The sequence below is a fragment of the Elusimicrobiota bacterium genome (genome assembly GCA_041660185.1).
Taxonomy (GTDB): Bacteria; Elusimicrobiota; Elusimicrobia; order 2-01-FULL-59-12; family 2-01-FULL-59-12; genus JBAZWU01.
Window position 1 is genome coordinate 12,781 of sequence record JBAZWU010000001.1, and the last position, 12,809, is coordinate 25,589.

Consider the following 12,809-nt stretch of genomic DNA (forward strand, 5'->3'; position numbering starts at 1 on the left):
CGGCGACCTGGTTCGGCGGACCTGTTCTTTTTTATTGTTAAAAACTAAAGTGAGGTCTTATGGTTCGAATACGCTTTCAAAGAGAAGGTAAACCCGGCCAGGCTTATTACCGGCTCGTGGCTGTTGACCGCCGGGCCAAACGGGACGGACGTCCGATCGAGACGATCGGCACTTACAACCCCCGTCTTGAAAAAGACAAACTGACGGTAAATGAAGAACGCTTGAAATATTGGCATCAGAAGGGCGCGTTGCCGAGTGAAACCGTAAAAAATCTTCTGGTGGCGTCGGGGGCCTGGAAGCGTTTATCCGCTTAACGGTCTAACTCCGGGGGACACGTGTCTGTTTTTAAGGTTCAGGATCTGGCCCAGTGTCAGGTCTTTACCATGCAGGGCGAGTGCCTGGGAAGGGTCGTGGATGTCCTGCCCTCGGGCGGCAATGACATTTTTGTGGTGCAGCACGAAACGCGCGAGATTCTAATCCCGGCCCTCAAAAGCGTGGTGCGTGTCGTGGACCTGGACCGCAAGCGGATCGAGGTAGAGTTGCCTGCGGGCTTGCGCGAAATCTATGAAAGCAAAGCAACACCGCCGGCTTGATATTTTGACACTTTTCCCGTCGATGTTTGACGGGCCGCTGACGGAAAGCCTGATGGGACGTGCGCGCGCCAATGGCCTGATCGATTTGAGGATCCATGACCTGCGGGTTTTTTCGACGGACCCGCGCCATTTCAAAGTGGATGATCGGCCTTACGGTGGCGGCGCTGGAATGGTTCTTCAAGCGGAACCTATTTATCGGGCGCTGAAACGTGTTCGAGCTTCCGCCGGCAGAGGCCGCAAGCGTCCAAAGCCCTACGTCGTTTATCTGTCGCCGCAAGGGCGGGTGCTCAACCAGAAAGTGGCGCACGCCTTGAGCCGCCGGTCGTGGATCGTGCTCTTGTGCGGGCATTACGAAGGGGTTGATGAGCGGATCCTGCGCTGGGTTGACGAAGAGATTTCCATCGGCGACTATGTTTTGACCGGCGGCGAGTTGCCCGCCATGGTGCTGGCCGATACCGTTCTCCGGCTTGTTCCCGGGGTAGTCAAAGAACGCGAGTCTATCCAGAAGGATTCTTTTCAGGATGGGTTGTTGGATTACCCGCACTTTACACGACCGGCTCTTTGGAGAGGTCAGAAAGTCCCGGCGGTGTTGCTCTCCGGCCATCATGAGGAGATCCAACGGTGGCGAAAGAAGCAGGCGTTAGCGGTCACGTCGCGCAAGCGGCCCGATTTAGTACCTAAATAATTGAGGACCTGCGGCGGATGAGTTGATCGCCGCAGGTCCCGTCGAAGAGGAATAACGAACGGGAGACGTTTATGAAAATCACGACCGATATGATTGAAGCCGAACAGATCAATAAATCCATCACGCCCTTCCGTGTGGGCGACCAGGTTCGCGTGCTCCTGCGGATTATCGAGGGGGAGTCGGAACGTCTTCAGGCTTTTGAGGGAACGGTGATCCGCCGGCGCGGGCATGGCCTTTCCAGCATGTTTACCGTGCGCAAGATTTCCTTCGGCATCGGAGTGGAACGGACGCTGCCGCTGCATTCCCCGCGTATTGAAAAGATCGAAGTGATGCGCTCGGGACATGTCCGTCGAGCCAAACTGTACTTCCTGCGCGAGCGATCCGGCCGTGCGGCCCGATTGGACGAAAAAGCCGAACGCCAGGATGTCGCTGCGGCTCCGGGCGAGACGGCGCCCGCTCCGAAATAACGGATGGGCAAACGCCGGCGATCGCGGCGTTCCGTTTCGTGGCTTCTCTTTAAATTCGATCGACCCTACCTGCAGCGCTACGGTCTCATCGCTGGTGTGGATGAAGCCGGCCGGGGTCCTCTGGCCGGGCCTGTGGTGGCCGCCGCGGTGATTCTCCCTCCGAACAGCCGGATTCCCTATCTCAACGACAGCAAGCAACTCACCGCTGAAAAGCGTCTGACGTTATACCAGCAGATTCATCAATCCGCTCAAGCGATCGGTGTCGGCATTGTGGAGCATGACGAGATCGACCGGCTGAACATCTACCACGCCAGTTTTGCGGCCATGCGTCAAGCGCTCGATCGCCTGACCGTTCGGCCCCGCCATGTCCTTGTCGATGGCTACCGGATCCCGCGGGGTCCGGAGTCTCAAACCGGCGTCATCGGGGGGGATGCCAAAAGCGCCTGCATCGCGGCCGCGTCCATCATCGCTAAAGTGACGCGCGATCGCCTGATGAAAGCCCTGGACCGCCACTATCCGGGGTATGGATTTAAACAGCACAAAGGGTATGGAACGCCGGCCCATTTGGATTCTCTCAGGGCTTTGGGACCCTGCCCCATCCATCGGCGGACGTTCGCTCCGGTTCGCCGGAGTCTGGCGGGGGTTTCCCGATGAACCCGGAGTCATCCCTCGGCGCGCAGGGGGAGTCGGAAGCGGCCCGCTATCTCGAAAAGAACGGATTGCGGGTCATCAGTCGACACTTCCAAACACGTTGGGGAGAAATCGATCTCATTTGCCGCGACCAGGACCTGCTGGTCTTTGTGGAAGTTAAAACGCGCACCCTGGCTTCCCATCCCTCGGCGGCGGAGGCTATTACCCCCGCCAAACAGAAGCGCTTCCTGAACGCGGCGCTTTCCTATATAAAGAAGCACCGCCTGGAAGGTTGCGCCCTGCGTTTTGATGTGGTCCTCATCGAAGCCGGTCGCGTCGAATGGATCCCCTCCGCCTTCGAAGCCCCCAACTACTACACTCTCTAAACCTTTTTCCCGACCGTCATTCCCCGCAGTCACTGGCGGGGAATCTATTGGCCATCTGCTTTTTCCAGACGAATCTTTGGATCCCCCGCCAACAACCGCGGGGGATGACGATGTGCATGTGTGTGAATATTTTGGACGGTTTTGCCTCTAAAGAGGTAGACCATGATTGCCAAAGTGGATAGCGCTTGTTTGATGGGGCTGGAAGCGGCCCGCATTCAAGTCGAAGTCAATCTCGCCAAAGGCCTGCCGTCGTTTACCATCGTCGGGCTGCCGGATGCGTCGGTCCGCGAGGCCCGGGACCGCGTCATCGCGGCCATCCGCAATACTGGTTTTGATATTCCCTCCCGGCGGGTCACCGTCAACCTGGCTCCGGCGGAACTCCGAAAAGAGGGGGCTGCTTTTGATTTAGCGATCGCGCTTGGCATTCTTCTGGCCGGGGAGTCGATCCTCCCGCCGCAGTGGCCGTGCTGTATCTGGCTGGGGGAGCTGGCGCTGGATGGAACGTTGAGGCCGGTCCGCGGCGCGCTGCCAATGGTGCGTTCGCTGGCGGAGAAAGGGTATCGTCGGTTCGTGATCCCGGAAGCCAACAGCCGGGCGGTTTCCTTTTTGTCGGATGTCGAGATCCTGCCTTTCCAGAATTTAAAAGAAGTCATCGCCTGGTTGAATGGGGAAAGAATGAAGAAACCCATTGTGCCTTCCACTTTCAAGGCGCCTCCGGCCGCGGTCCGCATCGATATGAAGGATATCAAAGGACATGCTTTTGCCAAGCGTGCCCTTGAGGTTGCCGCCTCCGGATTTCACAACATCCTTTTCGTCGGATGCCCGGGCACCGGGAAATCCATGCTGGCCCACGCGCTGCCTTCGATTATGCATGAGTGGTCATCGGAAGAGGCTCTGGAAGCGACCCAGATCCATTCCCTGGTGAGCTTCGGTCCGGAAGGATTAATGTCGGCGCGTCCTTTTCGCCGGCCGCATCATTCCGCGTCATCGGCCGCGCTTGTCGGAGGCGGCGAAACGCCGATGCCCGGTGAAATTTCCCTGGCGCACCGCGGCGTGCTGTTCCTGGACGAGCTGGCGGAGTTCCACCGGGATGCGCTGGAAGCGTTGCGGCAGCCGCTCGAAGAAGGCCGGGTTCATATCCAACGTTGCCGGGGACGCGCCACGTTCCCGGCGGATTTCTTGCTGATTGCGGCGATGAATCCCTGCCCTTGCGGCAACCGGGGCCACCCGGTCAAAGAGTGCGTCTGTACGGAAACCCGCATTCGAAAATATCTGGGCCGCATCTCCGCCCCGCTTCTGGATCGGATTGATCTGCACGTGGATTTACCGATGCTCAAAGTGGATGAGCTCTTCGATGAAAAAGGTCAGGCCGAGCCGTCCGAGCGGGTCCGGGCCCGCGTGGAAGGCGCGCGCCAGAGGCAGCGGGAACGTTTTTCTCCTCGAAGCCTCGTCCCCAATGCGCGGTTGTGCGGCGCGGATCTTCGCCGCTATTGCCGTCTGGACTCGGCGAGCCAGGATTTGCTGAAAGCGTCGGTGGAACGGCTTGGGCTTTCCGCGCGCGCGTTCGATCGCATTCGGCGGGTGGCGCGCACCATCGCCGATATGGCGGGAAGCGAAACGATCCAAGCGTCCCATATTGCCGAGGCCATCCAGTACCGCGGATTGGACCGTCCGATCGCCTGTCTTCCTTAATAAAGGTTGACAAAAAACTATAGATGGATTAAGAATGATGACCGTTGAGCGATTTTTCTGGATCTTTCTCAATCAAGTCCCTTTCTTAGGTCCGTTGCGCTTCCATCGGTTGTTGCATGCGGCGGGTTCTGCGGAAGCCATCCTGGCGATGCCGGCTCAAGGTCTGATGGCTGCCGAAGTTGATGAAGCGCTGGCGGTTCACTGGCAGGAAGCGTTTCGGGATCCTCGCCTCTTGCGACAGGCGGAAGCGGAGCAGCGCCGGGCGGATCAAGGGGATTGTCGGATCGTTACGGAGCTGGATCCGGATTACCCGGCTTCCTTACGCGAGTTGATCGGCCGGCCTCCGGTGATTTATGTGCAGGGCGCATGGCCCTTGCCGGAGGGTTTGGCGCTGGGGATGGTGGGGACCCGCCAATCCACTTCCGAAGGGGAAGCGATTACCGAACGATTCACCGCTCAGTTGGCGGAACGGGGTGTGCTTCTCGTCAGTGGATTGGCCGCCGGAATCGACACGGTTGTTCACCGGACGGCACTGGATGCGCAAGGAAAAACAGCGGCTGTTTTGGGACATGGATTTGAATATGTTTTTCCGCGGGAGAACGCGGCTCTTTATAAAAGGATGAAGGCCAAAGGAACTTTGATTACGGAATTCCCATGGAGTATGCCGCCGCAGGCTTCGAATTTTCCCCGGCGCAACCGGATTATTTCGGGGCTTTCACGAGGGGTGGTTGTCCTGGAGGCGCCCAGGCGTTCCGGGGCTCTGATCACCGCCCGCTATGCGGCCGAGCAGGGCCGGGATGTATTTGCTGTTCCGGGGCCTGTGCGTCAGGGGTTTTCGGCCGGGTGTCACCGGCTGATTCAGCAAGGCGCCAAGCTCGTGGAAACCATTGAGGATATTTTGGACGAATACCCCGGGAGGGCTCCTCAACAGGCAGCGGTTCCCCCAGCGATGCCGTGTCCGCCGAAAAAGGAACCGCATCAATTTGCTGGATTGGAACGAGACGTGATGAATCAACTGTCAAATCAGCCCATTTCCGTCGAGGATCTGGTCGGGAGACTCGCCTGTCCGGTTGACCAGTTGGCAAGCGCCCTGCTATCTTTGGAACTGAAAGGCTGTATTTGTCATTATCCGGGACAACACTATGCCATCAAAAACGACTAAAAAAACGAAGCCGGTCGGCAAAAAACAAAAAGAGGCCCCCTTGAGCCAGCTCGGCAGTAGCGGGCGCTCTCTGGTTATTGTGGAGTCACCTACCAAACAAAAGACCATCGCTAAATTTCTGGGAGACAACTTTACGATTGTGGCGACCCTGGGTCATATCCGCGATCTGCCCTCCCGGACGCTGGGTGTCGATGAGGCCAATAATTTTGAACCGCAGTATGTGATCCTTCCGAAGGCCAAGAAAGTTCTGCCTTCTTTAAGGGAAGCTATTCGGAAGGTTGAGCGCGTTTATCTGGCGACGGACTTTGACCGGGAAGGCGAAGCGATCGCCTGGCATGTGGCGGAAGCGCTGAAAGTGCCGCCGGAGCGGATGGCCCGCATCACGTTTCATGAGATTACGCCTGAGGCGATCAAAGAGTCGCTGGAACATCCCCGTCAGATTGATTTGAAGCTCGTCCACGCCCAGCAGGCGCGGCGCATCCTGGATCGCCTGGTCGGTTATAAGCTCTCTCCTCTGCTCTGGGCCAAGGTTCGCAAAGGCCTGTCCGCTGGACGGGTGCAATCGGTGGCCTTGCGTCTGCTGGTTGAACGGGAAATCGAGATTGAGGCGTTTAGATCGCAGGGTTACTGGACGATCATGGCCGAGCTGCAAAAAGAAGGGGAAACGCCCTTTGAAGCCGCTCTGGTGGAGATCAACGGAAAGAAAATCGAGCAAACCACCGTTCTGAAGCTTTTTGCCGATGATTATCACGTGACGACCACATCCTTGACCGAACAGCCGGCGGTTGACGGTCTTTTGGAGCGCCTCAAGAAGGCCCAGTATCACGTCAGCGAAGTCGTGCGGAAAGAAACGCGGCGTTCTCCGGCGCCGCCGTTTATGACCGCCACGCTGCAGCAGGATGCGTCCCGGCGTCTGGGATTTTCCGCGGTGAAAACGATGGTTGTGGCCCAACAGCTCTACGAAGGTGTCGATCTGGGGTCTTCCGGTATGGTGGGTTTAATCACCTACATGCGTACCGATTCGTTGAATGTCGCGGCCAGCGCCCAAGAGGAAGCGCGTCAATTCATCCAATCCCGTTACGGCGAGGGATTCCTGCCGGAGGCTCCGCGCGTTTACAAGACCAAATCCAAGGCTGCCCAGGAAGCGCATGAGGCAATTCGTCCGACCTCAGTCACTCGGACACCGGAGTCCCTCAAAGAATTCTTATCGCCTGAACAGGGACGGTTGTACGACTTAATCTGGCGGCGATTCATGGCCAGTCAGATGGAAGACGCTGTTTTTGATACCGTCGGAGTGGATATCACCGCCCGGGTGGCGGAGGAGACGACCTCCTTTTTGTTCCACGCGAGCGGCCGGACAATTAAAGCGCCTGGTTATCTGAAAGTGTATACCGAGGTGGAAGATAAAGAGACGGCTGAAAAAATGGAAGGGCAGAAGCTCCCTCTTCTGGCGGAAAAAGACCTTCTCCAACTCGTTAAAATCATTTCGGAAGATCATAAGACGGAGCCGCCTCCCCGCTTCAACGAAGCCAGCCTTATCAAAATGCTGGAACGTCACGGCATCGGCCGGCCTTCGACGTATGCCCCGATTCTGCAGACAATCATCGGACGGGGGTATGCGCGGGAAGAAAACCGCCGGCTTTATCCGGCGGATCTCGGCCGGTACGTGACCGAGCTTCTCAAGGCCCATTTCAAGGAGATCGTTGACCTGAACTTTACCGCCCGGGTGGAAGAGCGCCTGGATGAAATTGCCCAGGGTGATGTCCGCTGGCCCGAGGTCATCAAAGATTTTTACGACCCGTTCATGAACGATCTTCAGGTGGCCCAGACCGCCATCACGACCAAGCCCTATGAGCCGAAGGAGTCCGGGGAGTTATGCGAGAAGTGCGGAGCCCCCATGCTTATTCGCGAAAGCCGTTTCGGACGTTACATGTCTTGCAAAACCTACCCGGTCTGCAAGAATAAAATCTCGCTGGATTCCCAGGGCAAAAAAATCATGCCGGAAGTGACGGATAAAAAATGCGAGAAATGCCAGAAACCGCTCGTGAAACGCTTCGGCCGCCGCGGACCCTTCCTGGCGTGTTCCGGCTACCCCGACTGTAAGACGACCTATTCCATTGATAAGGAAGGCAACATCGTCATCAAGCCGCCCCCTGAGATGACAGACAAGAAATGCGAGAAGTGCGGCAAGCCCATGCTGCGCCGCATCGGAAAGCGGGGGCCCTTCCTGACCTGTTCCGGATTCCCGCGCTGCCGTAATCTGAAAAAAGACGCCTAATTTTCAGGGCTTCGAGGTATAGTAGTGAAGAGCCCTGATGAAAAAATGGATCCAACAGTATCTGCTGTACTTGCGGGCCGAACGAAACGCTTCCCCCCACACGCTTCGCGCGTATCAGCATGATTTAAGCGAGTATCTGGCCTTCCTCCAAACCAAGTACCCCGGGTTGTCGCTTGAGCGCAATCAGCGGTTGGTCATTCGTGATTACCTCTCCGAACTTTACGGCCGGCACCAGCAGCGCGCCACGGTCCTGCGAGCCATGGCGGTTTTGCGCGCTTTCTATAAATACCTTGTCAGGGAAGAAGTCCTGGCGCAGACGCCTTTTGTCGCTTTACCCCTGCCGAAACGGGAGAAACGCCTGCCTCGTTTTCTGACGGAAGAAGACATGCGGAAGCTTCTGGAAATGCCGATGCGGGCCAAACATCCATTTTCTCTCCGGGACACCGCCTTGCTGGAGTTGTTGTATTCCAGCGGGCTCCGAATCCAGGAAGCGTGTCAATTGAACGTCGAAGATGTTGACTTGTTGGGGGGGATGGTGCGGGTTTTTGGAAAGGGGAGCCGCGAACGTTTGATACCGGTCGGGGCGACGGCTCAACGCATGCTGCACGCCTATATCGAAAGCCGGGCCGCGGCAATCCGCCGGGCCGCGCCTCTTTTTTTGAATCGTCACGGAGGACGGCTTTCGGACCGGGGCGTCCGAAACATGGTCACCAAATGGGTGATCGAAACCGCCCTTCATCAGAGCATCTCCCCGCATGCTTTCCGGCATTCCTTTGCCACGCACATGTTGACACGCGGTTGCGACTTGCGGACAGTCCAGGAACTTCTCGGGCACCGGAGTTTAACCACCACGCAGACCTACACGCACGTCACTCCCGACCATTTGAAGAAGGTGTATGAACAGACCCATCCGAGGGCGTAAAAGGGGCGTTTTCCGTATTAGTTAACATTCGTAAAGAAATACTAAAAAGCATTGACAATTCAAAGGGTCCCCGTTAGACTTAGCCCAGCCAAAGGAGGTCGAAAGGCAACCCATGAAGAATCGCATTGTTTTAATTGAAGACGATCCCGCGCTTCGAAAAATGCTCAAAGAAGCTCTTCCTGAGAGCATCTTTACCACCGAAATCGCCGAGACTGGCCATCAGGGTCTGGAGTTGGTGGTCAAACGCAAACCGGATCTGGTGCTTTTGGACTGGAGCTTGCCTGATCTCAATGGGCTGGAGGTGTGTCGGCTCATCAAGCAAAACAAGGATTGCGCGCATATCCCCATTATCATGGTGACGGCTTATGCGGAACTCAACCGCAAAGTGTCGGCACTGGAGGGCGGCGCGGACGATTACGTCACCAAGCCTTTTGAGATTGAAGAACTGATCGCCCGTATCAAAGCGGTGCTGCGTCGGCGCGTCAGCGGCGGGACACCTGAGGAAATTATTCAGAAGGAAGGCATCACCATCAATTTGACGACGTACTCCGTGGATGTCGAGAAGCGTCCTCTGACGTTGACGGCCAAAGAATTTGACCTGCTTTACGTCCTGATGAAAAACGCCGGGCGGATTCTGAACCGCGAGTTTCTTCTGGAGCGCATCTGGGGGTATGCGGTGGACGTGTCGACCCGCACGGTGGATGTGCATATCCGGCGGCTCCGAAAAAAGCTGGGGAACAAATGTGCGCAGCTGATCCAGACCTTCCGGGGCGTAGGTTACAAATTTAAAGAGGACAATCGTCGATAAGTTGGCGGCTCGAACGGTAACCTGATGGACAACGAATCAAAACTCCGCGCGAGTATCCTTGTCGTCGACGATGAAAAGGATATTCTTCGCATGCTGCAGGAAGCGCTCGGCTTGGCTTCGTATGACGTCCGGACCGCCTTCAACGGGGAAGAAGCGATCGAAGAAATCCGGCGCGCGGCTCCGGATCTGGTGCTGATGGATATCCAGATGCCGAAGATCGATGGTTTGGAAGTCTGCCGGCTTGTCAAATCCGATGTTTGTTTGCGCCATATCCCGATTCTCCTGCTGACCGCACAAAATACGACGCGCTCCAAAGTCCGCGGCCTCCAATACGGCGCGGATGACTACCTGACCAAACCGTTTGAAATGGACGAACTGTTGGCCCGTGTCCAGATGCTACTGCGGCGCAGCCGGATTGATCTGGAAGCCAACCCCCTCACCCGGCTTCCGGGGAACATCGCCATTGAAAACGAAATTATGACGCACATCCGCGAGAAAACCCCCTTTGCCGTCCTCTATCTCGATTTGAATGACTTCAAAGCCTTTAACGATGTGTATGGTTTTGTGAAAGGGGATGAGGTCATCCAGGAAACCGCTCAGGTGATCCGGGAGGTGGCGGAAACAGAGAACGCCTTTGTCGGTCATATCGGCGGAGACGATTTCATTGTGATCACAAGACCCGACCGATTTGAAAATATTTGTCGGAAAATTATCGAAGTCTTCGACGAAAAAGTGCCCCAGTTTTACAATCCGAAAGACCGGACTCGCGGTTATATCATGACCAAAGACCGCCGGGGGCAGGAGACCCGCTTCGCGCTGCTTTCTGTTGCGATCGGCGTGGTGACCAACCAGTACCGGAGCCTGAGCTCACTCGGAGAGATCAGTACTATCGGGGCGGAAATGAAGCACTTTGCGAAGGAGAACAAGGGAAAAGGATCCCAATACGCCGTCGACCGCCGGCGCGAATAACTCGATGAAATACAAGATTCTGATCGTTGAAGACGGCAAAGAGGATGCGACGCATCTGACGAATGCCTGCCATCAGGGAGGATACCAGACGTCCCTGGCTGACAGCGGCGAAAAAGCGCTCGAGATGGTGTGGACCTGGAAACCGGACATGCTGCTGCTGGATTTGACGCTGCCCGGGATCGGCGGCAAGGAAGTCTGCCGGATTCTCAGGGAAGATGAGCGCGGTCGCGCGATTCCGGTCCTGATGGTGACGCAGGCCAAAGAGCGTGCCGATATTCTGAATGGTTTTGCCGCCGGAGCGGATGACTACCTGATTAAACCTATTGAGCCGCAGGAGCTGGTGGCCCGCATGAATGCCGTGCTGCGCCGGTATCACAAGAAGAGCGGCGAAAGCGAAGTGCTGCAGGTCGGGAAAGTCATGCTGGACTTCTCCAAGCATCGTGTGGAAGTGGATGGACAGCCCGTGAAATTGACCGGTAAGGAGTTTGGCCTCTTGGAAGTATTGATGAAAAAATCAGGCCGTGTTCTCTCGCGGCAATTCCTCCTCGAATACGTTTGGGGATACGAGGAAGAAGTCCTCACCCGAACGATCGACATGCACATCGCCCGTCTTCGCCAGAAGCTCGGGGATGAAGGCCGCGAACGCATCCAGACCGTTGAACGCTTCGGTTATCGTTTCTCCGACGAGTAATCTAAAACGCATCTACAAATCAACCTGTCTGGATTTACAAATCTTTTACAAGACCATAACACACCTGTGACAGATCCCGGTTACACTCAGTGTGACGGAAGAGTAGAAGTCCGATTTTAAGGAGAGACCATGGATAGACGCCTATTAATGATTGACGACGACATCGCCCTCGGGAAACTCGTTCAGGAGTTCCTGACCAGTGAGGGATGGAGTTGCTACTGGGTGGATAACGGGGAAGAAGGCTATCAGGAAGCGCTGGCTCTCAAGCCGGATGTTATTCTGCTTGATCTCAACCTGCCCGGCATCGGTGGCATGGAACTGTGCCATCGAATGAAAGGGGATCCCCGATTGTCTCACATTCCGATTGTCATTTTGACGGGGGCCTATAAAGAAGTTCGGGACCGGGTGCGGGGGCTTGAGCGTGGGGCGGACGACTACATCTTGAAACCTTTTGATCTGGATATCCTGTTAGCGCGCTTGAATTCCATCTCACGGGTCAAGGGCAAAGTCGCCTAATCAAAAAGATTCCAAAATCAATAAAAACCCTGGGAAACCAGGGTTTTTTATTGCGCAAAAAATAGAATAGTTATTGATATCGAAGTGTTTTCGTAACCTTTCTGTAATAATAAGAGGATACAATTGACTAGTTATATAGGTCGATAGGCCAAACAAAAGCTTGTAAGAACAGAGCATCTTGGATACTCTAAAATTAGGTAGAAAGACCCATGGGCGATAAACAAAACCAGAAGAAACTTCTCCAAGAAAACAAGTGTTTGCGGCGGGATCTTAAGAAAGCCCAGGAAGCCATGGGCCGCTTTGAGTTTCTCAAGGCCCGGATGCTGAAAATCATTTCCCACGATCTTCGCACGCCCTTGTCCTGTATCCGGGGTTATTCCGAACTATTGAGATCCGGCATCAAAGGGCCCATTACCGATGCGCAGAAGAAGATGCTCGACATCACCGTTCAGGAAGCTGACCATTTGAACGGTCTGATCGGGGATGTTCTGGATATGTCTCTTCTGGACGCCGGCCAGCTCAATCTCGATACACAACCGGTTCCGTTTCATGAGCTCATTCAGAAGGCGCTTCCCCGTCTGCAGCTGGCCTCTGAACTGAAGGAAATCCCGTTGGAAAATCGTCTGGATCTCCCGCTCCCCGTGGTTGAGGCGGACGTCACGCGTATGGTGCAGGTCATTGTGAATATCCTGAGAGGGTTGCTCAAATATGCGCCCAAGGGCGGGCGGGTCATTTTAAGTGCGGTACAAACAGGCCGGATGCTGGAATTGCGTCTGTCTCAGGACGGGCGCGGAGTGGCCTCGGAACAGTTGGAAAAACTATTTAAAGCGGCGGAAGCGTCTCCCACGGGGAAAACAGTGCAGGATGGGCTGCAGATTGCTCTGGCGCTGGCGCTGGCGATCGTCAAGCTGCATAACGGAAAAATGGGCATGGAAAGCGGGCGTCAGAGTAACGTGACAACCTTCTGGATCCGACTGCCGATCCTGAAGGAGACGTCCAATACGTGAGGA

At 55.9% G+C, this 12,809-nt stretch carries 15 protein-coding genes; all 15 read left to right on the forward strand.

Translation table 11 applies throughout. From position 1 onward, the window contains the following. Nucleotides 1–59: 59 nt before the first annotated feature. The gene (gene rpsP / locus WC859_00060; GenBank protein ID MFA5974547.1) at nucleotides 60–314 is read left to right on the forward strand and encodes a 30S ribosomal protein S16; all 255 of its coding nucleotides are present in this window, start codon (nucleotides 60–62) and stop codon (nucleotides 312–314) included. A 21-nt stretch (nucleotides 315–335) separates the two neighbouring features. Beyond that, nucleotides 336–593: a PRC-barrel domain-containing protein gene (locus WC859_00065; protein MFA5974548.1), complete on the forward strand. Its 258-nt coding sequence runs from the start codon at nucleotides 336–338 to the stop codon at nucleotides 591–593. Next, nucleotides 565–1,278 (forward strand): tRNA (guanosine(37)-N1)-methyltransferase TrmD, encoded by a 714-nt coding sequence (gene trmD / locus WC859_00070; GenBank protein MFA5974549.1) that lies wholly within the window; start codon nucleotides 565–567, stop codon nucleotides 1,276–1,278. The genes WC859_00065 and trmD overlap by 29 nt, the downstream gene beginning before the upstream one ends. 71 nt (nucleotides 1,279–1,349) lie before the next feature. Next, nucleotides 1,350–1,745: a 50S ribosomal protein L19 gene (gene rplS / locus WC859_00075; GenBank protein ID MFA5974550.1), complete on the forward strand. Its 396-nt coding sequence runs from the start codon at nucleotides 1,350–1,352 to the stop codon at nucleotides 1,743–1,745. 3 nt (nucleotides 1,746–1,748) lie between these two features. After that, a complete protein-coding gene (locus tag WC859_00080) occupies nucleotides 1,749–2,399 on the forward strand; it encodes a ribonuclease HII (GenBank protein MFA5974551.1) in 651 nt (216 codons plus the stop codon). Further along, nucleotides 2,396–2,761: a YraN family protein gene (locus WC859_00085; GenBank protein ID MFA5974552.1), complete on the forward strand. Its 366-nt coding sequence runs from the start codon at nucleotides 2,396–2,398 to the stop codon at nucleotides 2,759–2,761. Before WC859_00080 ends, WC859_00085 begins: the two co-directional genes overlap by 4 nt. A 162-nt stretch (nucleotides 2,762–2,923) precedes the next feature. Next, complete coding sequence (locus WC859_00090; GenBank protein ID MFA5974553.1) at nucleotides 2,924–4,453, forward strand: YifB family Mg chelatase-like AAA ATPase; 1,530 nt, start codon at nucleotides 2,924–2,926, stop codon at nucleotides 4,451–4,453. A 34-nt stretch (nucleotides 4,454–4,487) separates the two neighbouring features. Continuing rightward, nucleotides 4,488–5,615 carry a DNA-processing protein DprA gene (gene dprA / locus WC859_00095; GenBank protein ID MFA5974554.1) on the forward strand — a complete coding sequence of 376 codons (1,128 nt, stop codon included), beginning with the start codon at nucleotides 4,488–4,490 and terminating at the stop codon, nucleotides 5,613–5,615. Continuing rightward, nucleotides 5,596–7,893, forward strand: a complete 2,298-nt coding sequence (gene topA, locus WC859_00100) for a type I DNA topoisomerase (GenBank protein ID MFA5974555.1) — start codon at nucleotides 5,596–5,598, stop codon at nucleotides 7,891–7,893. Before dprA ends, topA begins: the two co-directional genes overlap by 20 nt. Before the next feature lie 37 nt (nucleotides 7,894–7,930). Beyond that, nucleotides 7,931–8,815 (forward strand): tyrosine recombinase XerC, encoded by an 885-nt coding sequence (gene xerC, locus WC859_00105; GenBank protein ID MFA5974556.1) that lies wholly within the window; start codon nucleotides 7,931–7,933, stop codon nucleotides 8,813–8,815. Between the two features lie 112 nt (nucleotides 8,816–8,927). Continuing rightward, nucleotides 8,928–9,623, forward strand: coding sequence for a response regulator transcription factor (locus WC859_00110; GenBank protein ID MFA5974557.1), 696 nt, complete (start codon nucleotides 8,928–8,930; stop codon nucleotides 9,621–9,623). Between the two features lie 24 nt (nucleotides 9,624–9,647). Further along, entirely contained in the window at nucleotides 9,648–10,592 is a 945-nt protein-coding gene (locus WC859_00115) for a response regulator (GenBank protein ID MFA5974558.1), read from the forward strand. 4 nt (nucleotides 10,593–10,596) lie between these two features. Then, the gene (locus WC859_00120; protein ID MFA5974559.1) at nucleotides 10,597–11,283 is read left to right on the forward strand and encodes a response regulator transcription factor; all 687 of its coding nucleotides are present in this window, start codon (nucleotides 10,597–10,599) and stop codon (nucleotides 11,281–11,283) included. A 129-nt stretch (nucleotides 11,284–11,412) separates the two neighbouring features. Next, on the forward strand, nucleotides 11,413–11,799 hold the full coding sequence (locus WC859_00125; GenBank protein MFA5974560.1) for a response regulator: 387 nt from the start codon (nucleotides 11,413–11,415) through the stop codon (nucleotides 11,797–11,799). 209 nt (nucleotides 11,800–12,008) lie between these two features. After that, the gene (locus WC859_00130; GenBank protein MFA5974561.1) at nucleotides 12,009–12,806 is read left to right on the forward strand and encodes a HAMP domain-containing sensor histidine kinase; all 798 of its coding nucleotides are present in this window, start codon (nucleotides 12,009–12,011) and stop codon (nucleotides 12,804–12,806) included. Nucleotides 12,807–12,809 lie beyond the last annotated feature (3 nt).